Origin of the sequence: Pseudomonas sp. F01002, assembly GCF_004402115.1 — a bacterium.
Classification (GTDB): domain Bacteria; phylum Pseudomonadota; class Gammaproteobacteria; order Pseudomonadales; family Pseudomonadaceae; genus Aquipseudomonas; species Aquipseudomonas frigoris.
Genome location: NZ_SOPU01000033.1, coordinates 133,675 through 155,656 on the forward strand (window position 1 = coordinate 133,675; position 21,982 = coordinate 155,656).

19 protein-coding genes are annotated in these 21,982 nt (G+C 58.5%); 7 read left to right on the top strand and 12 right to left on the bottom strand.

What is annotated here, in order from left to right; genetic code table 11:
* The first annotated feature begins 469 nt into the window (after positions 1 to 469).
* The 4 genes from E3W21_RS32025 to E3W21_RS27230 are packed head-to-tail and all read left to right on the top strand — an operon-like array spanning position 470 to position 3,711.
* Positions 470 to 598, top strand: a complete 129-nt coding sequence (locus E3W21_RS32025; protein WP_256661669.1) for a hypothetical protein — start codon at positions 470 to 472, stop codon at positions 596 to 598.
* Positions 599 to 644: 46 nt separating this feature from the next.
* Positions 645 to 1,880 (top strand): YcaO-like family protein, encoded by a 1,236-nt coding sequence (locus E3W21_RS27220; protein WP_134422648.1) that lies wholly within the window; start codon positions 645 to 647, stop codon positions 1,878 to 1,880.
* Positions 1,877 to 2,836, top strand: a complete 960-nt coding sequence (locus E3W21_RS27225) for a trans-aconitate 2-methyltransferase (RefSeq protein ID WP_134422650.1) — start codon at positions 1,877 to 1,879, stop codon at positions 2,834 to 2,836. Before E3W21_RS27220 ends, E3W21_RS27225 begins: the two co-directional genes overlap by 4 nt.
* The gene (locus tag E3W21_RS27230) at positions 2,836 to 3,711 is read left to right on the top strand and encodes an alpha/beta fold hydrolase (RefSeq protein WP_134422652.1); all 876 of its coding nucleotides are present in this window, start codon (positions 2,836 to 2,838) and stop codon (positions 3,709 to 3,711) included. The genes E3W21_RS27225 and E3W21_RS27230 overlap by 1 nt, the downstream gene beginning before the upstream one ends.
* 45 nt (positions 3,712 to 3,756) lie before the next feature.
* On the opposite strand, the gene E3W21_RS27235 is transcribed toward E3W21_RS27230, so the two are convergent.
* From E3W21_RS27235 to E3W21_RS27260, 6 genes are read right to left on the bottom strand one after another with little or no spacing between them, the layout of a single operon-like run.
* Entirely contained in the window at positions 3,757 to 5,499 is a 1,743-nt protein-coding gene (locus tag E3W21_RS27235) for an ABC transporter substrate-binding protein (RefSeq protein ID WP_129436918.1), read from the bottom strand.
* Positions 5,500 to 5,546: 47 nt separating this feature from the next.
* Complete coding sequence (locus tag E3W21_RS27240) at positions 5,547 to 5,819, bottom strand: DUF2160 domain-containing protein (RefSeq protein WP_008146061.1); 273 nt, start codon at positions 5,817 to 5,819, stop codon at positions 5,547 to 5,549.
* 10 nt (positions 5,820 to 5,829) lie between these two features.
* Positions 5,830 to 6,630 (bottom strand): carbohydrate ABC transporter permease, encoded by an 801-nt coding sequence (locus E3W21_RS27245; RefSeq protein WP_129436919.1) that lies wholly within the window; start codon positions 6,628 to 6,630, stop codon positions 5,830 to 5,832.
* 8 nt (positions 6,631 to 6,638) lie between these two features.
* On the bottom strand, positions 6,639 to 7,505 hold the full coding sequence (locus tag E3W21_RS27250; RefSeq protein WP_129436920.1) for a carbohydrate ABC transporter permease: 867 nt from the start codon (positions 7,503 to 7,505) through the stop codon (positions 6,639 to 6,641).
* Positions 7,506 to 7,507: 2 nt separating this feature from the next.
* Positions 7,508 to 8,599 (bottom strand): ABC transporter ATP-binding protein, encoded by a 1,092-nt coding sequence (locus E3W21_RS27255; protein ID WP_134422654.1) that lies wholly within the window; start codon positions 8,597 to 8,599, stop codon positions 7,508 to 7,510.
* Entirely contained in the window at positions 8,599 to 9,693 is a 1,095-nt protein-coding gene (locus tag E3W21_RS27260; RefSeq protein WP_134422656.1) for an ABC transporter ATP-binding protein, read from the bottom strand. The genes E3W21_RS27255 and E3W21_RS27260 overlap by 1 nt, the downstream gene beginning before the upstream one ends.
* A 389-nt stretch (positions 9,694 to 10,082) precedes the next feature.
* Between E3W21_RS27260 and E3W21_RS27265 the strand changes: the two genes are divergently transcribed.
* Positions 10,083 to 11,915: a sigma-54-dependent Fis family transcriptional regulator gene (locus E3W21_RS27265; protein WP_134422658.1), complete on the top strand. Its 1,833-nt coding sequence runs from the start codon at positions 10,083 to 10,085 to the stop codon at positions 11,913 to 11,915.
* A gap of 217 nt (positions 11,916 to 12,132) precedes the next feature.
* Here E3W21_RS27265 and cysS read toward each other — a convergent pair whose 3' ends face one another.
* A complete protein-coding gene (gene cysS, locus E3W21_RS27270) occupies positions 12,133 to 13,515 on the bottom strand; it encodes a cysteine--tRNA ligase (RefSeq protein WP_134422660.1) in 1,383 nt (460 codons plus the stop codon).
* A 17-nt stretch (positions 13,516 to 13,532) separates the two neighbouring features.
* Entirely contained in the window at positions 13,533 to 15,230 is a 1,698-nt protein-coding gene (locus tag E3W21_RS27275) for a glutamine--tRNA ligase/YqeY domain fusion protein (RefSeq protein WP_129436925.1), read from the bottom strand.
* Positions 15,231 to 15,490: 260 nt separating this feature from the next.
* Here E3W21_RS27275 and E3W21_RS27280 point away from each other — a divergent pair, with 260 nt between their 5' ends.
* Both E3W21_RS27280 and lpxH read left to right on the top strand, forming a co-directional pair.
* A complete protein-coding gene (locus E3W21_RS27280; protein ID WP_033057103.1) occupies positions 15,491 to 15,994 on the top strand; it encodes a peptidylprolyl isomerase in 504 nt (167 codons plus the stop codon).
* Positions 15,991 to 16,743: a UDP-2,3-diacylglucosamine diphosphatase gene (gene lpxH / locus E3W21_RS27285; RefSeq protein WP_134422662.1), complete on the top strand. Its 753-nt coding sequence runs from the start codon at positions 15,991 to 15,993 to the stop codon at positions 16,741 to 16,743. Before E3W21_RS27280 ends, lpxH begins: the two co-directional genes overlap by 4 nt.
* A 164-nt stretch (positions 16,744 to 16,907) precedes the next feature.
* Here the strand turns inward: lpxH and E3W21_RS27295 are convergent, their stop codons facing one another.
* The 4 genes from E3W21_RS27295 to E3W21_RS27310 all read right to left on the bottom strand — a co-directional run bounded on the left by E3W21_RS27295 (position 16,908) and on the right by E3W21_RS27310 (position 21,759).
* Positions 16,908 to 18,437 carry a DHA2 family efflux MFS transporter permease subunit gene (locus tag E3W21_RS27295; RefSeq protein ID WP_095128971.1) on the bottom strand — a complete coding sequence of 510 codons (1,530 nt, stop codon included), beginning with the start codon at positions 18,435 to 18,437 and terminating at the stop codon, positions 16,908 to 16,910.
* Between the two features lie 164 nt (positions 18,438 to 18,601).
* Complete coding sequence (locus tag E3W21_RS27300) at positions 18,602 to 19,804, bottom strand: efflux RND transporter periplasmic adaptor subunit (RefSeq protein WP_134422666.1); 1,203 nt, start codon at positions 19,802 to 19,804, stop codon at positions 18,602 to 18,604.
* A gap of 15 nt (positions 19,805 to 19,819) precedes the next feature.
* Positions 19,820 to 21,289, bottom strand: coding sequence for an efflux transporter outer membrane subunit (locus E3W21_RS27305; protein WP_134422668.1), 1,470 nt, complete (start codon positions 21,287 to 21,289; stop codon positions 19,820 to 19,822).
* On the bottom strand, positions 21,286 to 21,759 hold the full coding sequence (locus E3W21_RS27310) for a MarR family winged helix-turn-helix transcriptional regulator (protein WP_134422670.1): 474 nt from the start codon (positions 21,757 to 21,759) through the stop codon (positions 21,286 to 21,288). Before E3W21_RS27310 ends, E3W21_RS27305 begins: the two co-directional genes overlap by 4 nt.
* Positions 21,760 to 21,982 lie beyond the last annotated feature (223 nt).

The following is a 21,982-nucleotide window of genomic DNA, read 5'->3' on the forward strand; positions in this document are numbered from 1 at the left end:
CTCGCAGCGTTAACCTGAACCGACACAAACACTACAGAAACGGCACCTTCGGGTGCCGTTTTTGCGTTTGTGGGTTCGAGCGCAGATTCGGCGGTAAAAAGTCGCTGACTCAACACGCCGTTTTGTTAGAAACGTCTTTGTGCGTTATAGGCAAAGTCGTTGCGCACAGCACCCAATGGATCACAAATCTCAGTCATCACGATTTAACCCCTCCATGCAGCTGAAATTTCCGACAAATGCGTACGCCAAAATCGTTGGGCGAGTATGTTTTGAAATACAGCCCTATTCAGCGCCCACCCATTAATCACGAAAAAATCGTCAACCCGACAAATGATGTGTACGTATTTCATCCCCCCTTGAAAAATGGCACTGAAACTTTCTGTCATTTTTGACCAAACCAACACCTGACTTATACATTTGCTCCGTGCTCGATACGGCACATCCAATTTCTAATAAAAGGAGTTTAATCATGGGTTACATGAGTAGCTGGAACGCCAATAAAGTTGTCGATCTTGAACAACAGGAAGCTCCAACGGCAGAGCAAATCGAAGAACTGCAACTGACTGAGGCCGAGCAGGCCGAACTGGAAGCTGTATAAAAAAACGGGGGGGCCACGGCCCCCCCGTTTCTCGAGGGAACGGACAATGGACAGGTTCACAATTGCTGAACGAGAACTCAACCTGGAGCAGGCCGAGCAGAGGATTCATGCCGAACTGGATGGCCTGGGACTCAGCATCGGCACCCGCACACTTGGCCGGCAAATCGTCGCGGTCCATGTTTCTGTCAGCACCACCGATCCACACCGTACCGCCAGAGGATCGGGTAAAGGTTACCTGCAACACGCCCGTGTCGGTGCGCTTTATGAAACCCTGGAGCATTATTTAAGTGACCGGTTCAATACTTCCGATATTCACTATGTAGCCCCGCGCTATTTTTCCAATACGCCACTATTTGCCGACGATACTGTCCTTGCACATATCGTCGAACAACCCAATGCCTTAACAGGCTGCCGAACGTATACGAGCGCTCTAAATCACACTTCATTTTTTTATCCGATCGCTCTGAGCACCCCCGGATATTCACGGCAGACGCTGGAACAAGACACAACGAACTATGGCGCACTGCAGCGTTATGCCAGCAATAGTGGAACGGCTATTGGCGCAAGTTATAACGAGGCGGTCTTGCATGCGGCCAATGAATGCATAGAGCGTGATGCACTTTCGTTGTTTCTACTGAAACACTTTTACTACGAAGTCCACCCTCCCTTGCGCCGCATCGCGCGTATGTCCCCTCAAGACGCTCTGGGTCGGCTATGGCTGGACGCCGAAACGGAGATCGGCGCCGAGATTATCCTTGTCGACATCAGCACTGAATTTCTTGCGCGAACCTTTCTGGCCTTTTCAACCGCACCTTGCGCCCAGCCACGAGTCTTCGGCACCGGTTGCTCGATCAGTGCCCGGCATGGTGCCTGGCGAGCGCTAACCGAACTGGTGCAGTTGCATCACTCGGCCTCGGAGCCCGAACTGAGAGACTATCTGAGTAACGCACAACGCCATCTGACTAAATTCCCTCGCCTTTTGCGCTGCCTGCGATTCGATCTGTATCCACTGTTGAACCTGTGCGAGCAGCAAACGGTGACCTTGCCCGCTGCCCCCGATGAGCCGCCATTGGCCGAGCAGATCGGTCTTCTGGCCGAGGACCTGCACCGACATGGGCGCACGCTGGGCATTGCACAGCTTCATCAGACCGAACTCGGAACCACGCTAGTCAATGTCGTCATTCCGGGGCTGGAGCGTTTTTTCGTTGTTTCCAGCGGCAATGTGGTGATCCCGCAGGCGCGGGGGCGGCGATTGGAAAACAGGCATGGAGTGCCGGCATGAACCCTCGATTCGATACGAGCGACCCCCTTCGAGAACAACGACTGGCTGATACCTTCGCCCATTCCTTTGCATCCCCGGCCGAACTCAATCGCTACATCGAGCCTTTGGGGCCAGGACTGCACCATCTCTTCGTTTTGCGTATTAATGACCGCGACTGGGTAGGCCGAAAAGTCCTGCAACATACTGAGCCTGACGGCTGGCACATCAACAGCCTGCTTAGGCCCTGGATGTTGCTCGGCCCGCTGGCTCAACTGCATTGGGGTAATGAAGGTGCAGTGATCTCTTTTCGAGGGGTGACCCCGCAAGAAAAGGAAACAGCTTTCCACATCGCGCAGACTCAGCCAGACAGCGAAGTCTATTTCCCGTTTCCTGCCACTGACGGCACAGGGCAGGAGTTTGTATGCCCGCTCGAATACTGGCAGTGCACTGAGTCGCTCGTCACCCAGCTGGATGCCGACGAAAGTCACTTTCGCCAGCATTGTGCAGCCTTACTCAAAACGATATCGAGCGCCGGCACAGTGATTCATGACCCAGCGTGTTCGACGGGCGAGTTCATCGCCCACCTGGCCCGCGAGCTCCCGGAATGCCGGTGCATGGGCTCTGATCGGTCGGTTTCGATGATCGAGCACGCAAAAATTCGTCATGCCACCTCATCCGCCGAGTTTTACCTGGCCGATGCCCGCAACATCGCCTCAACCGGCGTTAAATGTGATGTTCTGATACTGCGTTTCTTCAATGCCGAAGTGATGACTCGCACCGACGCGCAGCAAACATTGCTCGATATGGCGTCGTGTGTGAACCCGGGTGGCACCCTTATCATTTTCGGCCATACGCCAGTATTGATCGCTGTTCCCTACATGGCCCAGGCATTGAACCTGGAGCTGGTTTCCAGCGTAGCGGCCCGCCCTGGGCACAAGGAATTGTTTCAGTTCTATCGGCTGAGGGTTCCCCTCTGATGGCTGCCTTCCTGAACAAAGGCTACTACCCAACCGGTGACGGCCACCATCTCTACTGGGAGCGGCACGGTACACCGGGCAGCGAACCCATATTTTTCCTGCATGGCGGGCCGGGTGGCCGCAGCACTCCCCAGCACCTTGCGTTCTTTGATCTGCGATGTTTCGACATCATTGTGTTCGACCAGCGTGGCTGCGGTCGCTCCCGTCCTCTCGGAGAGCTCCAGCACAACAATACCGGGCTATCCGTTGAAGACATCGATGCCCTGCGTCGACATTTTGGTTTTGAAAAAGTCAGCTTGCTGGGCGTTTCATGGGGAAGCTGGCTGGCCATTCAATACCAGCAGCGCTATCCCGACGTCATTCTTAAAACCACATTGGTCTCGGTGTTCATACCGTTTGCCGCGAATGTAAGCGCCTACGATAAAACCTTGAGCGAGGGTTTATCTGAAATAACCAATGGCTCCCACGGCGCCAGTGCGCGGGTTATCTACCAGATACTGAGCAAGGGTTGCGAGGTGCAACAACGTCAGGCAGCCATCCACTGGTTGCAGGCCATTTTGCAATTGAACGGGCAATCGATGCGCCTGTGCGCACTCGAAGACTTTGTCAATGAAGAAGCCGTGCGCGCCATCCGGCTGGAGTTGCATTACCACATCAATCACTACTTCTTCACACGGGCGGACGAAAGTCTCTCGGTCGACGCCAATACCGTTGTGATACAAGGCATCAGAGACACCTTCGGCATGTCCAGCGTACGTTGGCTTCGCCAGCGCCAGAACATCCGTTGTCGTCTGCTCCACGCCGGACACAACGCCTTCGAACTCCCGATACTGAAAACCGTGCAGCAGTCACTGAAACGTGAAAGTGACCGTTAACAAAAACGGCACCCGAAAGTGCCGTTCAACACTGCAGAGAGCCTGTTACTTACGCGCCGCCTCCCACGATTTCAGCAGTTCGGCATAGCTCACGGTTTCACCTTTAGGCTTCTCGTTCGCCAGTTTCGGCTTCGGTGCACCCGGTTGGTCCAACCAGTACTGCGCGTCGCGCTCGGGGTTCATTTTCGGTGCGCAGGTGGCTTGCGCTTTCGAGCGTTCCAGACGGGTCATGATCGCATCCTGATCCTTGGCCAAACCATCCAGCGCCTGTTGTGGGGTTTTCTCGCCGCTGGCGGCTTCGGCGATGTGGCTCCACCACAGTTGCGCCAAACGCGGATAGTCCGGCACGTTGGTCCCGGTCGGGGTCCACTGCACACGGGCCGGGCTGCGATAGAACTCGACCAGACCACCGAGTTTCGGTGCCAGGTCGGTCATGGCTTGCGAGTTGATGTCCGACTCGCGGATCGGCGTCAGGCCGACGATGGTTTTCTTCAGGGATACGGTTTTCGAGGTCACGAACTGCGCGTACAGCCAGGCCGCCAGTTTTTGCTTCTCAGGCGTGGACTTCATGAAAGTCCAGGAACCCACGTCCTGATACCCGAGTTTCATGCCCTCCTCCCAGTACGGCCCGCGCGGCGACGGTGCCATGCGCCATTTCGGCGTGCCGTCGGCATTCATCACCGGCAAGCCCGGTTTGGTCATATCGGCGGTAAACGCGGTGTACCAGAAGATCTGCTGCGCGATGTTGCCCTGGGACGGCACCGGACCGGATTCGGAGAAGGTCATGCCCGCCGCTTCCGGTGGCGCATATTTCTTCAGCCAGTCGACGTATTTGGTGGTTGCATAGACCGCCGCCGGGCCGTTGGTGTCGCCGCCGCGGGTCACGCTGGAACCGACCGGATGGCAGTCCTCGACGCGGATGCCCCACTCGTCCACCGGCAAGCCGTTGGGAATGCCCTTGTCGCCAGCGCCGGCCATGGAGAACCAGGCATCGGTAAAGCGCCAGCCCAGGGACGGGTCTTTCTTGCCGTAGTCCATGTGCCCATAGATACGCTTGCCATCGATTTCCTTGACGTCTTCGCTGAAGAATTTGGCGATGTCTTCATAGGCCGACCAGTTCACCGGGACGCCCAATTCGTAGCCGTACTTTTCCTTGAACTTGGCCTTCAACTCTGGCCGTTCGAACCAGTCGGCGCGGAACCAGTAGAGGTTGGCGAACTGCTGGTCAGGCAGCTGATAGATCTTGCCGTCCGGCGCGGTGGTGAACGAGATGCCGATGAAGTCTTTGATGTCCAGGGTCGGCGAGGTGTAGGCCTTGCCTTCGTTGGCCATCAGGTCGGTGATCGATTCGGTTTTGCCGTAGCGAAAGTGCGTGCCGATCAGGTCCGAGTCGTTGACCCAGCCGTCATAGATGTTCTTGTCCGATTGCATCTGGGTCTGCAGCTTTTCCACCACGTCGCCTTCTTGCAGCAAGTCGTGGGTCAGCTTGATCCCGGTGATCTCGGTAAAGGCTTTGGCCAGCGTTTTGGATTCATATTCGTGGGTCGCGATGGTTTCCGAAACCACCTTGATGCTCATCCCGCGAAACGGTTCGGACGCCTTGATGAACCACTTCAACTCCGCGAGCTGCTGCTCTGGGGTGAGGGTGGACGGTGTGAATTCGCTGCCAATCCATTTCTTCGCGGCGTCTTCATAGGCATCGGCCCAGGCCGCAGCGCTCAACCCGCTGAGTGCCAGCATGGCTGCCAATGAAACGCTATGTCGCAGCTTATTGTTTTTGTCGAACATAGAGACCTCCTTTTAGGGTTTCGGAGCAACTTTGCCGAGCGATTCGACTAGCCCCAACGCATCACAGCCAACAGCCACACCAGGGACAACGCGAACGCAACCCAGATGCTCCAGTCGGTGACGCCGATTACCAGCAAATGCAGGTAGGCGCTGCCGAGAAGACCTATAAACAACCGATCGCCACGGGTGGTGGCAATCGGCAACAAACCACGCCGAAGAATGCTCGGCGAACGCAGTTCCCAGGTCGTCATGCCCACCAGGATCAAGGCAATGACGCTGAAGAATGCCGCCGTAGGGCCGGTCCAACTCATCCATTCCATCATCAGCTCCTCAGACCCGGCCCAGGGCAAAGCCCTTGGCCACGTGGTTGCGAACAAACCAGATCACCAGCATGCCCGGCAGGATGGTCAACACCCCCGCTGCCGCCAGCACGCCCCAGTCGATACCGGACGCCGAGACCGTGCGCGTCATCACCGCCGCAATCGGTTTGGCGTTGACCGACGTCAGCGTTCGCGCCAGCAGCAGTTCGACCCAGGAAAACATGAAGCAGAAAAACGCCGTCACACCGATCCCGGAGCCAATCAGCGGAACGAAAATCTTCACGAAGAACTTGGGGAAACTGTAGCCGTCGATGTAGGCGGTTTCGTCGATCTCCTTCGGCACGCCGGACATGAAGCCCTCAAGAATCCACACCGCCAACGGCACGTTAAACAGGCAATGAGCCAACGCGACGGCGATGTGCGTATCGAACAAACCGATCGAGGAATACAGCTGGAAGAACGGCAGCAAAAACACCGCCGGTGGTGCCATGCGGTTGGTCAGGAGCCAGAAAAACAGGTGCTTGTCACCGAGGAACCGATAGCGCGAGAACGCATACGCCGCCGGCAATGCCACGCTCAGCGAAATCACCGTGTTCAGGCTCACGTAGTACAGCGAGTTGAGGTAACCGGTGTACCAGGCCGGATCGGTGAAGATCACCTTGTAGTTGGCGAAGGTAAAATCCTGCGGAAACAACGTCAGGCCGCTGAGGATTTCGGTGTTGCTCTTGAAGGACATGTTCAGCAGCCAGTAGATCGGCACCAGCAGGAACAGGATGTAGATCACCAGCGGAATAAGCTTTCTCTTGCTCATGGCAGACCTCAGCGGTTGGCGTCAGAGTGAGTCATGGCCGTATAGAACAGCCAGGACACCAACAAGATGATCAGGAAGTACACCAGTGAGAAAGCCGCTGCCGGGCCGAGGTCGAACTGCCCGATCGCCATTTGCGTCAGGGTCTGGCTCAGAAACGTCGTGGCATTCCCCGGACCGCCACCGGTCAGCACAAACGGCTCGGTGTAGATCATGAAACTGTCCATGAACCGCAACATCACCGCGATCAACAGCACGCTCTTGAGCTTGGGCAACTGGATGTGTCGGAAAACCGCCCAGGCCGATGCCCGATCAATCCGCGCCGCCTGGTAGTACACGTCCGGAATCGCCCGCAGCCCCGAGAAACACAACAGCGCCACCAACGACGTCCAGTGCCAGACGTCCATCACCAGCACCGTGACCCAAGCGTCCATGGTGTTGGCCGCGTAGTTGTAGTTCAGGCCCATGGCCTTGAGGCTGGCGCCGAGCAATCCAATGTCCGCCCGACCGAAGATCTGCCAGATGGTGCCGACCACGTTCCACGGAATCAGCAACGGAATCGCCAGAATGATCAGCACCAGCGACGACCAACGACCCTTGGTCGGCATGGTCAGGGCGATGGCGATGCCCAGCGGGATTTCGATCAGCAGCACACAGCCGGAGTAGATGAACTGGCGCAGTAAAGAGTCATGCAGGCGCGGATCGAGCAGCACTTGCTTGTACCAGTCGGCGCCGACGAAGTAGCGGCTGGACTGGTCGAAGATGTCCTGCACCGAGTAGTTGACCACCGTCATCATCGGGATCACCGCACTGAACGCCACCAGCAAAAACACCGGCAACACCAGCCACCAGGCCTTGTTGTTCTGCACCTTGTTCATGGCTACGTCTCCAGGAGATATTCGTCGGCATACACCATCAACCATTGAGCCGGGAAGCTGATGTAGGCGGTTCCCTCAGGCACTGGCTTGTCTTCGGCCAGGCGCACTTTCAAAGGGGAGCCGTCGAGGTTCAGGGTCATGATCTTGTAGGTGCCAAGGTCTTCGACGTGTACGACCTGTGCCTGCATCGCCTCATCAAACGGCTCGTCCCACACGTGCACGAACTCTGGACGGATGCCGACCTTCAGGGTTTTCCACTCGGACTCGGCGATGCGTTTCTGTTGAGCATCGGAAAGTGGCAAATGAGTCGAGGCGAAACCGACACCGCCTGGCTGCGGCTGAACCTCGATCAGATTCATCCCCGGACTACCGATGAAATAGCCGACAAAGGTGTGGCTCGGCCGCTCGAACAGTTCTCTCGGCGTACCGAATTGCACAATCTGCCCGCCATACATCACCGCGATCTTGTCGGCGAAGGTCGAGGCTTCGAGCTGATCGTGGGTGACGTAGACCATGGTGATGTTGAACTGCTCGTGGATCTGCTTGAGCTTGCGCCTCAGCTTCCACTTCAGGTGCGGGTCGATCACGGTCAGCGGCTCATCGAACAGGATCGCCGACACGTCATCGCGCACCAGCCCACGGCCCATGGAGACTTTCTGTTTTTCATCGGCGGTAAGGTTGCGCGCCTTCTTGCTCAGCAGCGTCTGGAGGTCGAGAACTTCGGCGATTTCCTGCACCTTGCTGTGAATTTTTGCTTCCGCCATGCCCTGATTACGCAATGGGAAGGCCAGGTTATCGAACACCGTCATGGTGTCGTAGACCACCGGAAACTGGAAAACCTGGGCAATGTTGCGCTTTTCCGGGGTCAGGTCATTAACCACTTTGCTGTCGAACAGCACCTGGCCCTGAGACGGACTGAGCAGCCCCGAAATGATGTTGAGCAAGGTCGACTTGCCGCAGCCCGAAGGCCCGAGCAGCGCATAAGCACCGCCCTGCTCCCAGACGTGGTCCATCTCACGAATCGCATAATCCTCGGGGCCAGTCGGCGTGCGGGTGTAACTGTGGGCGAGGTGCTGCAAACGAATTTCGGCCATCAGGCAACCCTCGCGATACGTCGACCGGGCGCCTGGACCAGCCGCCCCTGCGTATCGAAGACAAACAGTTTATGGGTCGGGATATAGATGCGAATCGGCGCATCGACGTCGTATTCGTGAACGCCGGGCAAGTGCAGCACCAACAGGAAATGCTCGTTGCGCACGTGCAGGAAGGTTTCCGAACCGCTGATCTCGGCCACCTCGACGGTCACCGCCAACTCCAGGTCATCGTCGTTGCTCGGCACCAGCGAAATATGGCTGGGCCGTACGCCAAAGCGGAACTCGCCCTCGCCCACCGGCCGCAAATCGACGTTGAGCGGGAAGTGCACGAAATTGGCGAAGCTGACTTCGTTGCCGGCGATACGTCCCGGCATCAGATTGATCGGCGGCTCGGAGAACAGCTCTGCCGCCAGCACGGTTTCCGGCTGGTGATACACCTCGGAAGACTTGCCACTCTGGATCACCCGGCCTTCGTGAAGAATGGTGGTGGTGCCGCCCAGCGCCAACGCTTCGTTGGGTTCGGTGGTGGCATAGATGGCGATGGTGTGGTGGGCCTTGAACAGCTCGCGCATTTCCTGGCGCAGTTCTTCGCGCAGTTTGTAGTCGAGGTTCACCAGCGGTTCGTCGAACAGGATCAGCTCGGCATCCTTGACCAGCGCCCGGGCCATGGCCGTGCGCTGTTGCTGACCACCGGAGAGTTCGAGGGGGTGGCGCTGGAGGAATTTCTCGATGCGCAGCATCTTCGCGGTTTCCAGCACTTTGCTCTGGATCAGCTCATTGGAAACGCCGCCCTGGCGCAATGGCGAGGCGATGTTCTCGAACACCGTCATGGTCGGATAGTTGATGAACTGCTGATAAACCATCGACACGTTGCGCAAACGCACCGGGCGCTGAGTGACGTCGACGCCGTTCATCAGGATGCGGCCGCTGTCAGGCTTGTCCAGACCGGCCATCAGGCGCATGAGACTGGTTTTGCCGGACAGCGTGCGCCCGAGCAAAACGTTGAAGGATCCGGCTTCGAAACTAAGGCACGCATCATCGATCCAGGTCTGGCCCTCGACGGTACGGCTGACGTGCTCCAGGGTTAATGACATGGCTCGGCCTTTTTATTATTGGAGTCAAGCGACCAGAGCTACAGAGCGACATTCGTGCCAGAAATTGCAAGCCGTTGATCCGGCTTGAGAATCCTTGAAGTGGAAGAAAAACCGAGTTCGTTGCTGAACAGAAATGAACAACCGCGACTGAACAATTGAACAACCCGGCGGTTGACAATGAACAATAGTGAACAACACTCTACACACCGTTCACGGTCCCCGTAGGAGCTGCCGAAGGCTGCGATCTTTTGATCTTGGCGCCCGTGACATTTGTGAAGATCGAGATCAAAAGATCGCAGCCTTCGGCAGCTCCTACAGGGGGCCGAGGCGAAACCAGCGTGATGCAAAACCCATAAAAACAATAAAAGCTTGCTCAGAGATCGACTGCCATGGCCGCACCCGCCTTGCCGCTCTCCCACGACGCCATCATCCAGGACTCCTGGTCCCGCTGCCGCGCGTTCGGTCTCAATCATCAGAGCGCCCCGGCGTTCGATCAGTTGCCGGCCGAGGGCATTGCGCAATTGCTGGAGAGCCAGCACTCACTGGTGCAAACCACTCACCAGGAAGTCCTGCCGTACTACGAGAACATCCTCAGCAACTCCAACTGCCTGATCATGCTCGCCGACAATCAGGGCCAGGTGCTGACGTCCTGGGGCACCCAGCGTTTTATCGAGCCGAACCTGACCCGCGGTTTCAGCGCCGGTGCCAGCTGGATGGAACGCTGCAGCGGCACCAATGCGATCGGCACCGCCCTCGCCTGCGAGCAGGCGGTGCACATCGAGCACGACGAACATTTCCTCAAGGCCAACCGTTTCATGACCGGTTCCGCCGCACCGATTTTCGATGCCGAACGCAAAGTCATCGCGGTGCTGGATGTGTCCAGCGACAGCTACCTGCCGCCGTCCCACACCCTCGGCATGGTCAAGATGATGAGTCAGACCGTGGAAAACCGGCTGATCCTCAACCTGTTCCATGGCCAGCATTTCCAACTGACCTTCAACACCGGGCTGAACAACCTCGACAGTCAATGGGCCGGGCTGCTGATCTTTGACGAAACCGGTCAGGTGCTGTCCGCCAACCGCCGGGCCGACAATCTGCTGGGCATCAGCTTGTCGCGGGTCAGTGTCGAAAGCCTGTTCAAAGTCTCGCTGCTGGAGTTGTTGAACCAGCCGGACGGCCTGCCCTTCGCGTTGCAAACCTCGGGACGCAACCGCTTCCAGTGCCTGTTGAAGCGGCCGAAACAGACAGTGATTCAGGCGCGGCTGTTTGCGGAACCCACGGTGGCGACACCGGCAGCGATCAGCCTCAACACTCTGCATTTCGGTGACAGCCGCGTGGAAAAAGCCGTGCGCCAGGCCGAGCGGTTACTGGAAAAAGACATTCCGTTGTTGATCCACGGCGAAACCGGAGTCGGCAAGGAAGTCTTCGTCAAAGCCCTGCATCAGGCCAGTTCCCGGAGCAAAAAACCCTTCATCGCCGTCAACTGTGCAGCCATCCCCGCCGAACTGGTGGAGTCCGAGCTGTTTGGCTACGAAAAAGGCGCGTTCACCGGTGCCAACCAGAAAGGCAGCATCGGGCTGATCCGCAAGGCCGACAAAGGCACCCTGTTCCTTGATGAAATCGGCGATATGCCGTTGCCGACTCAGGCTCGACTGCTGCGAGTGTTGCAGGAGCGTTGCGTGCAACCGGTGGGCAGCAGCGAGTTGTTCCAGGTGGATATACGGATTATTTCGGCAACTAACCGCTCGTTGCGCGAACAGGTGCAACTCGGGCGGTTTCGTGAAGATCTCTATTACCGGATTGGTGGTTTGACCCTGGAACTGCCGCCGTTAAGAGAACGCAGTGATAAAGCGGCCTTGTTCAAACGCCTGTGGGAACAGCACCGCGAACCGAGCCAATGGGCCGGTTTGAGCAGAGAGGTATTGGAGTTGTTCGGGCGCCACCCGTGGCCGGGGAATTTGCGCCAGGTCAGCAGCGTGATGCAGGTAGCGCTGGCCATGGCCGAGGAACAACCGGTGCGGCCGGAGCATTTGCCGGATGATTTTTTTGTGGATATGGAGATGGAGCCGGTGGATTTACCGGAGCCGTTGGCGGTGGATTTGAATGATGCCGAGGATTTGAATCGGCAGTTGCAGGCGGCTGGGGGGAACATCTCCCATTTGGCGCGGCGGTTGGGGGTGAGCCGCAATACCCTTTACAAGCGGTTGCGCCAGTCCGAGTGACGCGTAGGCCGCACTGCCGGTGTTCGGTTTGAGACCTTCGCGAGCAAGCCCGCTCCCACAGGGGAATTGAGTCGTACACACAACTCAAACATGGCGAAGATCCAATGTGGGAGCGGGCTTGCTCGCGAAAGCGCCTGCCCAGACACCGCTGCACTCGCGAACAAACCAAAAACAAAAACCCGCACAAGGCGGGTTTTGTCTGTAACAGAAGCAGCAATCAGTCAGCCAGTCGCCAGGTCGTCCCGCCCTTCCCGTCTTCCAGCACCACACCCATGGCGGTGAGCTGGTCGCGGATACGGTCGGACTCGGCCCAGTCTTTACCAGCACGAGCCGCCAGACGCGCAGCAATCAGCGCATCAACCTCAGCCGCATCAACCCGCCCTTCGGCACCGGCCTGCAGGAAATCATCAGCCTCAAGCTGCAACACACCCAACACACTGGCCAATTCCTTCAAACGAGCCGCCAGACCTGCCGCCGCATCAAGATCACTCTCACGCAGACGGTTGATCTCGCGGACCATCTCAAACAACACCGCGCAAGCTTCCGGCGTGCCGAAGTCGTCGTTCATCACCTGGGTGAAGCGCTCGACAAAGGCTTCGCCGCCAGCCGGCGCCACGCTCGGCAGGCCTTTCAACGCGTGGTAGAACCGCTCGAGTGCGCCCTTGGCGTCCTTGAGGTTGTCTTCCGAATAGTTGATCGCGCTGCGGTAATGACTCGACACCAGCAGGTAACGCACGACTTCCGGGTGGTACTTTTCCAGCACGTCACGAATGGTGAAGAAGTTGTTCAAGGACTTGGACATCTTCTCGCCATTGATGCGAATCATGCCGCAATGCATCCACGCGTTGGCGTAGGTCTTGCCGGTGGCTGCTTCGCTCTGGGCGATTTCGTTTTCGTGGTGCGGGAACTCGAGGTCGCTGCCGCCGCCATGAATGTCGAAGGTCTCGCCGAGGCAGCAGGTCGACATCACCGAGCACTCGATGTGCCAGCCCGGACGACCGTCGCCCCACGGCGATTCCCAGCTCGGCTCGCCCGGCTTGGTGGCTTTCCACAGCACGAAGTCCAGCGGGTCCTGCTTGGACTCGTCAACTTCGATCCGTGCGCCAATGCGCAGGTCTTCAATCTTTTTGCGCGACAGCTTGCCGTAGCCCATGAACTTGGCGACGCGGTAATACACGTCGCCATTGCCCGGAGCGTAGGCGTAACCCTTGTCAATCAAGGTCTGGATCATGCTCAGCATGCCCGGAATATGATCGGTGGCACGCGGTTCCATGTCCGGCTTGAGGATGTTGAGGCGCGCCTCGTCCTCATGCATCGCGGTAATCATGCGCTCGGTCAGGGCGTCGAACGGCTCGCCGTTTTCCTTGGCCCGATTGATGATCTTGTCTTCGATGTCGGTGATGTTGCGCACGTAGGTCAGGTTGTAACCGCTGAACCGCAACCAGCGGGTCACCAGGTCAAACGCGACCATGCTGCGGCCGTGGCCAATGTGGCAGTAGTCGTACACAGTCATCCCGCAGACGTACATGCGCACATTGTTGCCATCCAGCGGCTTGAAAACTTCTTTGCTCTTGGTGAGCGTGTTGTAGATCGAAAGCACGGTAGAGGTTCCTTGAATCACTGGCCCCACGAATCACGCAAGGTCACGGTACGGTTGAACACCGGATGACCTGGTTTCGAGTCCTTGATATCCGCGCAGAAGTAACCTTCGCGCTCGAACTGGAAACGGTCTTCCGGCTGTGCATTGCCCAGCGAGGGTTCAGCACGACAACCGGTGAGGACTTGCAGCGAGTCGGGGTTGATGTTGTCCAGGAAACTGGCGCTGTCTTCGGCCTTCTCAGGGTTGGCCGAACGGAACAGGCGATCGTACAGACGCACTTCACACTCGACGCTGGCCGCTGCCGGCACCCAATGCACCACGCCTTTGACCTTGCGGCCTTCAGGGTTCTTGCCCAGGGTTTCCGGGTCGTAGGAGCAACGCAGTTCGACGATGTTGCCATCGGCGTCCTTGATCGCTTCGTCGGCGCGAATCACGTAGCTGCCGCGCAGACGCACTTCGCCGTTCGGCTCAAGACGTTTGTAGCCTTTTGGCGGCTCTTCCATGAAGTCTTCACGGTCGATGTAGAGCTCACGGGCGAACGGCAGAACACGCACGCCCATGTCTTCTTTCGGGTGGCATGCCAATTCGAGGTTCTCGACCTGACCTTCCGGGTAGTTGGTGATCACGACTTTCAGCGGACGCAGCACGCACATGGCACGCGGGGCGCTGTGGTCGAGGTCGTCACGGATGCTGAATTCGAGCATGCCGAAGTCGACAACGCCGTCGGAACGGTTGGTGCCGACCATTTCGCAGAAGTTGCGGATCGATTTCGGCGTGTAACCACGGCGGCGGAAGCCGGACAGCGTGGACATGCGCGGATCGTCCCAGCCAAGAACGTGCTTTTCATCGACCAGTTGCTTGAGCTTGCGCTTGCTGGTGATCGTGTAGTTCAGGTTCAGACGGCTGAATTCGTACTGACGCGGTTGCGCTGGCACGGGCAGGTTCTCGAGGAACCACTCGTACAGCGGACGGTGGCTTTCGAACTCCAGGGTGCAGATCGAGTGGGTGATGCCTTCGATGGCGTCCGACTGACCGTGGGTGAAGTCGTAGTTCGGGTAGATGCACCACTTGTCACCGGTCTGGTGGTGGTGAGCGTGGCGGATGCGATACATGATCGGATCGCGCAGGTTCATGTTCGGCGAGGCCATGTCGATCTTGGCCCGCAGCACGCGTGCGCCGTCCTTGAATTCACCGGCCTTCATGCGGGCGAACCAGTCGAGGTTTTCTTCCACGGAGCGATCGCGGAACGGGCTGTTCTTGCCCGGCTCGGTCAGGCTGCCACGGTATTCCTTGGCCTGTTCAGGGCTCAGGTCATCGACGTAGGCCTTGCCGGCCTTGATCAGCTCAACGGCCCAATCGTGCAACTGGTCGAAATACTGCGAGGCGTAGCGCACTTCACCGGACCATTCGAAGCCCAGCCATTTGACGTCGCTTTCGATCGCGTCGATGTATTCCTGGTCTTCCTTGGCCGGGTTGGTGTCGTCGAAACGCAGGTGCGTGACGCCGCCAAATTCCTGGGCCAGGCCGAAGTTCACGCAAATCGACTTGGCGTGACCAATGTGCAGGTAGCCGTTGGGCTCAGGCGGGAAACGGGTGACGATCTGCGTGTGCTTACCCGAGTCCAGGTCCGCCTGGATGATCGGGCGCAGGAAATTGACCGGCACGGCAGGGCCGGTCTTGGAATTCGAGGTAGGGTCGACAGTGGGCTTGCTCATAGGATCCTTGAACGTACAAGTGCGCGGCCAGTTGGCCAAATCAAAGCGGCGGTTAAAACAAAGGGGCTTATCATAGCCGATGCCGTCAAGTCGCTGACAGCGCAGGGCAAAAAACGGCTGCATTTAATCGGATGCAAATGAAAAACAGCCTCGAAATTCGCGCCCGGCACGCTAAACTGCGCATCTTGGCCAAAATTGGCCGGACCGGTTGAGGGCTTCAACGCCCCGAAACCCACGAATTATTAGAAAGAGTACCGATCATGACCCAAGTCAAACTGACAACAAACCATGGCGACATCGTCCTGGAACTGAACGCTGAGAAAGCCCCGATCACCGTGGCCAACTTCATCGAGTACGTCAAAGCCGGTCACTACGAAAACACTGTTTTCCACCGCGTCATCGGTAACTTCATGATCCAGGGCGGCGGTTTCGAGCCAGGCATGAAAGAAAAGAAAGACAAGCGCCCAAGCATCCAGAACGAAGCCGACAACGGCCTGCCGAACGAGAAGTACACCGTTGCCATGGCCCGCACCATGGAGCCGCATTCGGCTTCCGCCCAGTTCTTCATCAACGTGGCTGACAACAGCTTCCTGAACCACAGCGCCAAGACCACTCAGGGCTGGGGCTACGCGGTATTCGCCAAAGTCGTTGCAGGCACCGACGTGGTCGACAAGATCAAAGGTGTTTCCACCACCATGAAGTCCGGCCATCAGGACGTACCAGCAGAAGACGTGATCATCGAGAAAGCCGAGATCATTGAGTGATACTGCTGATTTCAGACTTGCATCTGGAAGAGGAGCGCCCGGACATCAGCCGGGCGTTTCTGGATTTGCTCGCCGGACGCGCCCGCTCGGCGAGTGCGTTGTACATCCTGGGCGACTTTTTCGAGGCGTGGATTGGCGACGATGCCATGACGCCGTTCCAGCGTTCCATCTGCCAGGCCCTGCGCGATCTTAGCGACAGCGGCACGGCCATTTTTCTGATGCACGGCAATCGCGACTTCATGCTCGGCCAGGCCTTCTGCAAACAGGCCGGCTGTACGTTGTTGAAAGACCCGAGTGTCGTGCAGTTTTACGGTGAGCCGGTGCTGTTGATGCACGGCGACAGCCTCTGCACCCGCGACGAGGCTTATATGAAGCTGCGTCGTTACCTGCGTAACCCCATCACCCTGTTCATCCTGCGGCACTTGCCTCTGCGGACTCGCCATAAACTGGCGCGCAAGCTGCGCAATGAAAGCCGCGCGCAAACACGGATGAAGGCGAACGACATTGTGGATGTCACGCCGGAAGAAGTGCCGCGGATCATGCAGGCCTATGGCGTGAAGACCTTGATCCATGGGCATACCCATCGCCCCGCCATTCACAAGTTGCAGATTGGCGAACAGGCGGCCAAACGTATTGTGCTGGGGGATTGGGATCGTCAGGGGTGGGCATTGCAGGTGGATGAGAGCGGGTTTGCGCTTGCTCCGTTCGACTTCGCCCCGCCGTCGCAGCTGGCAGCACCTGCGAACTGACTACCGAACTCAAAACCCTTGTGGGAGCGGGCTTGCTCGCGAAGACGGCTTAACATTCGACGAAGATGTTGAATGTCAGATCGCTTTCGCGAGCAAGCTCGCTCCCACATGGGTCCTACGCCAATATCAAATTTTCGGCCCGGCACAAATTCCTTGTGTTTGACTTAGTGACCGGAGGCAGCAGGCCCCGCCTTCGCCGCAAACGGCGGTTTCGCCAGCCACACCAGCACAATCAAGCCCATGAATGCCCACCCCAGCAACGTGAAGTAATCCACGGTGGAGAGCATGTACGCCTGACTGGTCAGCACATGATCCAGTTGCGCATACGCCGGATTGCTCGCTCCGCCCAGGCTGTTAAGCGCCTCGCGGGTAGCCGGCTCATAGGTGCTGATGCTTTCGCTCATATAGGCGTGGTGCTGATCGGCCCGACGAATCCAGATCCAGGTCGTCAGCGACGCCGCAAAACTGCCACCCAACGTCCGCAGGAACGTCGCCAGGCCCGCGCCGTCGGCGATCTGGCTTGGTGGCAGGTCCGACATCAGAATGCTCAAGGTCGGCATGAAGAACAGTGCCACACCGATCCCCATGAACAGCTGCACCAGAGCGATGTGCTGGAAGTCCACTTCGTTGGTAAACCCGGCACGCATGAAGCAGCTCAAGCCAATCGCCAGGAACGCCAGGCCGGCCAGCAATCGCAGGTCGAATTTGTGTGCGTACTTGCCGACAAACGGCGACATCAGCACCGGCAGAATACCGATCGGCGCCACCGCCAGCCCCGCCCACGTCGCCGTGTAACCCATCTGGGTTTGCAGCCATTGCGGCAGGATCAGGTTGATCCCGAAGAACCCGGCGTAACCCAACACCAGCACAATGGTGCCGATGCGGAAATTGCGGTAAGCGAACAGCCGCAGATTGACCACCGGGTGTTTGTCGGTCATTTCCCAGATCACGAACACCGCCAGCGCTATCACTGAAATGGCCGCGCCGATGAGGATGAAGTTCGACTCGAACCAATCCAGGTCGTTACCCTTGTCGAGGATCACCTGCAACGCGCCGACGCCAATGATCAGGGTGATCAAACCGACGTAATCCATCGGCTGGTAACTGGTTTCCACCGGCCGCGCCTTGAGTTGCTGGCGCACCACCATCACCGCGAAAACACCGATCGGCACGTTGATAAAGAAGATCCACGGCCAGCTATAGCTGTCGGTAATCCAGCCGCCGAGGATGGGACCTGCAATCGGCGCCACCACCGTGACCATCGCCAGCAACGCCAGGGCCATGCCACGCCTGGCGGGTGGATAGACGGCAATCAGCAGCGTTTGAGTCATCGGGTACAGGGGACCCGCCACCAGACCTTGAAGCACCCGAAAGCCGATCAGCTCCGGCATCGAGGTCGAGATACCGCACAGAAACGAAGCCAGCACGAACAGAATCGTCGCCCAGAGAAACAGCTTCACCTCGCCGAAACGCCGACTGAGCCAACCGGTCAGCGGCAGCGCGATGGCGTTGCTCACGGCGAACGAAGTAATCACCCAAGTGCCCTGCTCCGAACTCACGCCCAGGTTGCCGGAAATCGTCGGCAGCGCCACGTTGGCGATGGTGGTGTCGAGCACTTGCATGAAGGTCGCCAGCGATAGGCCGATAGTGCTGAGCAACAGGCTGGGCGGCGTAAAAGAGGCGTTATTGCTCATCGCGAATCCTTTGGAACCTGATTGGCGCAGCGCCTGTTACTGACGCAGCTGACCTTGTGGGAGCGAGCTTGCTCGCGATAGCGGTGGATCAATCAACAAAGATGTTGAATGTAAATCCGCCATCGCCAGCAAGCTCGCTCCCACAGGGTCGGTGTGATGGCGAATCAGCGCTGGACGGTTTTGCTGACCGCGGCGCTGTTGTCGTGGATCAATTGAGTGATCATCGCGTCGGCCTCGGCCAACTGACGGTCATAGACGTTGGTGCTGAACGAGGCCTTTTGCGGCGGTTGTTGCGCCAGCACCGGGCCGCTCTGGTCACGCAGGTTCACATCGACCTGAGTCGACAGGCCGACCCGCAACGGGTGCTTGGCCAGTTCTTCGGCGTTGATGTGAATCCGCACCGGCACCCGCTGGACGATTTTGATCCAGTTACCGGTGGCGTTCTGCGCCGGCAACAGGGCAAACGCGCTGCCGGTACCGGCGCCGAGGCTGTCGATGGTGCCGCTGAACTTCACGTCGCTGCCGTAGAGGTCGGCTTCGATGTCCACTGGCTGCCCGATGCGCATGTCACGCAGTTGGGTTTCCTTGAAGTTGGCGTCGATCCACAGCTGATCCAGCGGAATGACCGCCATCAACGCGGTGCCCGGCTGGACGCGTTGGCCCAGTTGCACGGAACGTTTGGCGACATAACCGGTGACCGGCGCGATCAAGGTGCTGCGGGAGTTGTTCAAGTAAGCCTGACGCAATTGCGCGGCAGCGGACATCACGTCCGGGTGCGACGAAACCACGGTGTCATCGACCAACGCGCTGGTGGTTTTCAGTTGCTGTTTGGCGTTGGCCAAGGCGTTTTGCGCCGAGGTCAGGTCGTCGCGAGCATGGGACAGCTCTTCCTGGGAAATCGCGCCGCCAGCGGCGAGGTTCTTCCGGCGATTGAAGTTGTCCTGAGCCTTCTGCACTTCAGCCTGTTGGGCGTTGACCTGGGCTTTCATGCCGTCGACATTGCTGTACAAGCCGCGAACCTGACGCACGGTGCGGGCCAGATTGGCCTGGGCACTTTGCAGACCGACTTCGGCGTCATTCGGGTCGAAGTTGATCAGCACCTGACCTTCATGGACCAGGTCGCCATCGTCGGCACCGATGCTGACCACAGTGCCGGTGACCAACGGCGTGATTTCCACCACGTTGCCGTTCACGTAGGCATCGTCGGTGCTTTCGTTCCAGCGCCCGTAGAATTCGTGATAACCCCAGACGCCGACACCGGCGAGGATCACCACGATAGCCAGGACAATCAGCATGACTTTGCGTTTGCGCGGATTGCTCGTGTCTTGCGTGTTGTCAGGGGATTGGGCTGTATCGGCAGTGGCCATGACAAATACCTTGAATTAGTTGTGCTGCGTGGCTGGGGTTGCGTTGGCTGCTGTCAGGGATTCGCCCTGGAAGCCGCCGCCCAGCGCCTGCATCAGTTGGATCGACAGGTCGATCTGCTCGGCATTCAGGTTGGCCAGCTGGCGCTGGGCCTGGAGCAATTGCTGCTCGATGCTGAGCACGTCCAGGTAATTGCCGATGCCGGAACCGTAGCGTTGGACCACGGTGTTGTAAGAATCCTGGGCAATGTCGGTGGCGTGCTGTTGAGCGCCGATCTGCCGGCCGATATCGCGTAACTGGTTGATGGTGTCGCTGACATCACCCAGGGCTTTCACCAGGCTTTTGTTGTACTGCGCCACGGCGAGGTCGTAATCGGCGTCGCGGGAATCGAGGTTGGCACGCAGTCGGCCGCCGTCGAAAATCGGCACTGAAATCGTGGGAGCAATGTTGAAGAAACGGCTCGCCGAACCAAACATTGCATCCCCCAACAACGATTCGGCACCGGCGGCAGCGCTGAGGTTCAAGTTGGGATAGAACTGGGTTTTGCCGGCTGCGATGTTCTTGCTCGCGGCCTCGACCCGCCAACGCGCGGCCACCAGGTCTGGACGACGACCGAGCAACTCGGCCGGCAGTACCGATGGCAACGCGACGGCGCTGGCCTGAAGAATTTTCGGTCGGGCGATTTCATTGCCGCGATCCGGGCCTTTACCGAGCAAGACGGCCAAGGCGATTTTCGCGCTTTGCAGGCGTTTCTCGGCGTCGATCAGGCTGGCTTCGGAGGTGGCTTCCAGGCTTTCGGTTTGCTGGAACTGGTACTGACTGTCGATCCCCGAGCTCAGGCGACGCTGGCTCAGATCGAGCATTTGTTTGGTGCGTTTGAGGTCTTCACTGGCCAGGTCGTAGACGATATGCGCCTGCCCCAGATCGCTGTAGGCGCGAGCCACGTCGGCGGACAACGTCAGCTGAGCGGCCTGTTGATCGACTTCGGCAGCACGGGCCTGGCCCAGTGCGGCTTCCCAGGCATCACGCTGACCACCCCAGAGATCGAAGTTGTAATTGAAACTGGCGCCGATGTTGCGCACGGTGGAATAAGTGCCGCCCTGCCCGCTCGGGTCCTGATCCCGGGCCAGACGCGAACGGCTGACACCAGCGCTGGCATCGAGGGTTGGCATGCGGGCGGCGTCGGCGGCATAGGCGGCGGCGCTGGCCTGGTGAGCACGGGCGTCGGCGATTTGCATGTCGGGGCTGTCGTGCAGGGCTTCGTGGATCAAGCCGTCGAGCTGTGGGTCGCCGAGGCTTTTCCACCAGTCGCTTTTCGGCCAGGCCGCGGGCGACAGGGTCACACCGCTGAGGGATTGCCCGGCCTTGAGGTTTTTCGCATCGAGGCTTTTGCCCTCGGTCGTCAAGCCGCTGTAGCTGGCACAACCCGCGAGGGTCATGGCTGCCAGCACCAGGCTCAGGCCGGCACGTAAGGTTTTACTGCTCATTTGTCACCTACCCGCAGCAAGGTGATCGAGTCACCGGCTGCCACCAAAATTTTCTTCAGGATCTGTTCGAGGGTTTTCAATTCCTCTGGGGTGATCGCGCCGGCCAGTTCATTCATGGCGTCGGCGCCGATCTCCGGCAGGCGGTCAGTCAACTGCTGGCCTTGCTCGGTCAGCACCAGCTGAACCTGACGGCGATCCGCTTCGGAGCGTTGGCGGGCGAGGAAACCTTTCTGTTCCAGACGGTCGAGCATGCGGGTCATCGAACCGCTGTCCAGCGACAGGTGACGGCACAGCTCGGCCGGGGTATCGACGCCGAACTGGGCCATGATGATCAGCACTTTGAACTGCGCGGCGGTGATGCCGTGGGGTTCCATGTGCGTGTCGATGATCCGGTCCTTGAGCAGCGCGGCGCGCCCGAGCAGGAGGCCGAGATGGCAAGTGTGGAATGCGTCTGGGGTGAAATGTTTCATCTGACCACCAATTAGCTGCCTAGGCAGAGAATGTATGACGAGATGTTACTGCCTAGGCAGCGAATGTCAACGTAATAGTTAGGTTGCTTGCTATTTAGTTGATAAATGGCGCGGGAAAGTTGCTTCGGATCGATGACCGCAGCGCGCCCTTCGCGAGCAAGCCCGCTCCCACAGGTTTGGTGTGATCTGTGTGGGAGCGGGCTTGCTCGCGAAGGCAGCGACC

Excerpts from the sequence above, each read along its gene's own strand:
- E3W21_RS32025 (WP_256661669.1), top strand. The coding sequence starts at position 470 with ATGGGTTACATGAGTAGCTGGAACGCCAATAAAGTTGTCGATCTTGAA.
- E3W21_RS27220 (WP_134422648.1), top strand. The coding sequence starts at position 645 with ATGGACAGGTTCACAATTGCTGAACGAGAACTCAACCTGGAGCAGGCC.
- E3W21_RS27225 (WP_134422650.1), top strand. The coding sequence starts at position 1,877 with ATGAACCCTCGATTCGATACGAGCGACCCCCTTCGAGAACAACGACTG.
- E3W21_RS27230 (WP_134422652.1), top strand. The coding sequence starts at position 2,836 with ATGGCTGCCTTCCTGAACAAAGGCTACTACCCAACCGGTGACGGCCAC.
- E3W21_RS27235 (WP_129436918.1), bottom strand. The coding sequence starts at position 5,499 with ATGTTCGACAAAAACAATAAGCTGCGACATAGCGTTTCATTGGCAGCC.
- E3W21_RS27240 (WP_008146061.1), bottom strand. The coding sequence starts at position 5,819 with ATGGAATGGATGAGTTGGACCGGCCCTACGGCGGCATTCTTCAGCGTC.
- E3W21_RS27245 (WP_129436919.1), bottom strand. The coding sequence starts at position 6,630 with ATGAGCAAGAGAAAGCTTATTCCGCTGGTGATCTACATCCTGTTCCTG.
- E3W21_RS27250 (WP_129436920.1), bottom strand. The coding sequence starts at position 7,505 with ATGAACAAGGTGCAGAACAACAAGGCCTGGTGGCTGGTGTTGCCGGTG.
- E3W21_RS27255 (WP_134422654.1), bottom strand. The coding sequence starts at position 8,599 with ATGGCCGAAATTCGTTTGCAGCACCTCGCCCACAGTTACACCCGCACG.
- E3W21_RS27260 (WP_134422656.1), bottom strand. The coding sequence starts at position 9,693 with ATGTCATTAACCCTGGAGCACGTCAGCCGTACCGTCGAGGGCCAGACC.
- E3W21_RS27265 (WP_134422658.1), top strand. The coding sequence starts at position 10,083 with ATGGCCGCACCCGCCTTGCCGCTCTCCCACGACGCCATCATCCAGGAC.
- E3W21_RS27275 (WP_129436925.1), bottom strand. The coding sequence starts at position 15,230 with ATGAGCAAGCCCACTGTCGACCCTACCTCGAATTCCAAGACCGGCCCT.
- E3W21_RS27280 (WP_033057103.1), top strand. The coding sequence starts at position 15,491 with ATGACCCAAGTCAAACTGACAACAAACCATGGCGACATCGTCCTGGAA.
- E3W21_RS27295 (WP_095128971.1), bottom strand. The coding sequence starts at position 18,437 with ATGAGCAATAACGCCTCTTTTACGCCGCCCAGCCTGTTGCTCAGCACT.
- E3W21_RS27300 (WP_134422666.1), bottom strand. The coding sequence starts at position 19,804 with ATGGCCACTGCCGATACAGCCCAATCCCCTGACAACACGCAAGACACG.
- E3W21_RS27305 (WP_134422668.1), bottom strand. The coding sequence starts at position 21,289 with ATGAGCAGTAAAACCTTACGTGCCGGCCTGAGCCTGGTGCTGGCAGCC.
- E3W21_RS27310 (WP_134422670.1), bottom strand. The coding sequence starts at position 21,759 with ATGAAACATTTCACCCCAGACGCATTCCACACTTGCCATCTCGGCCTC.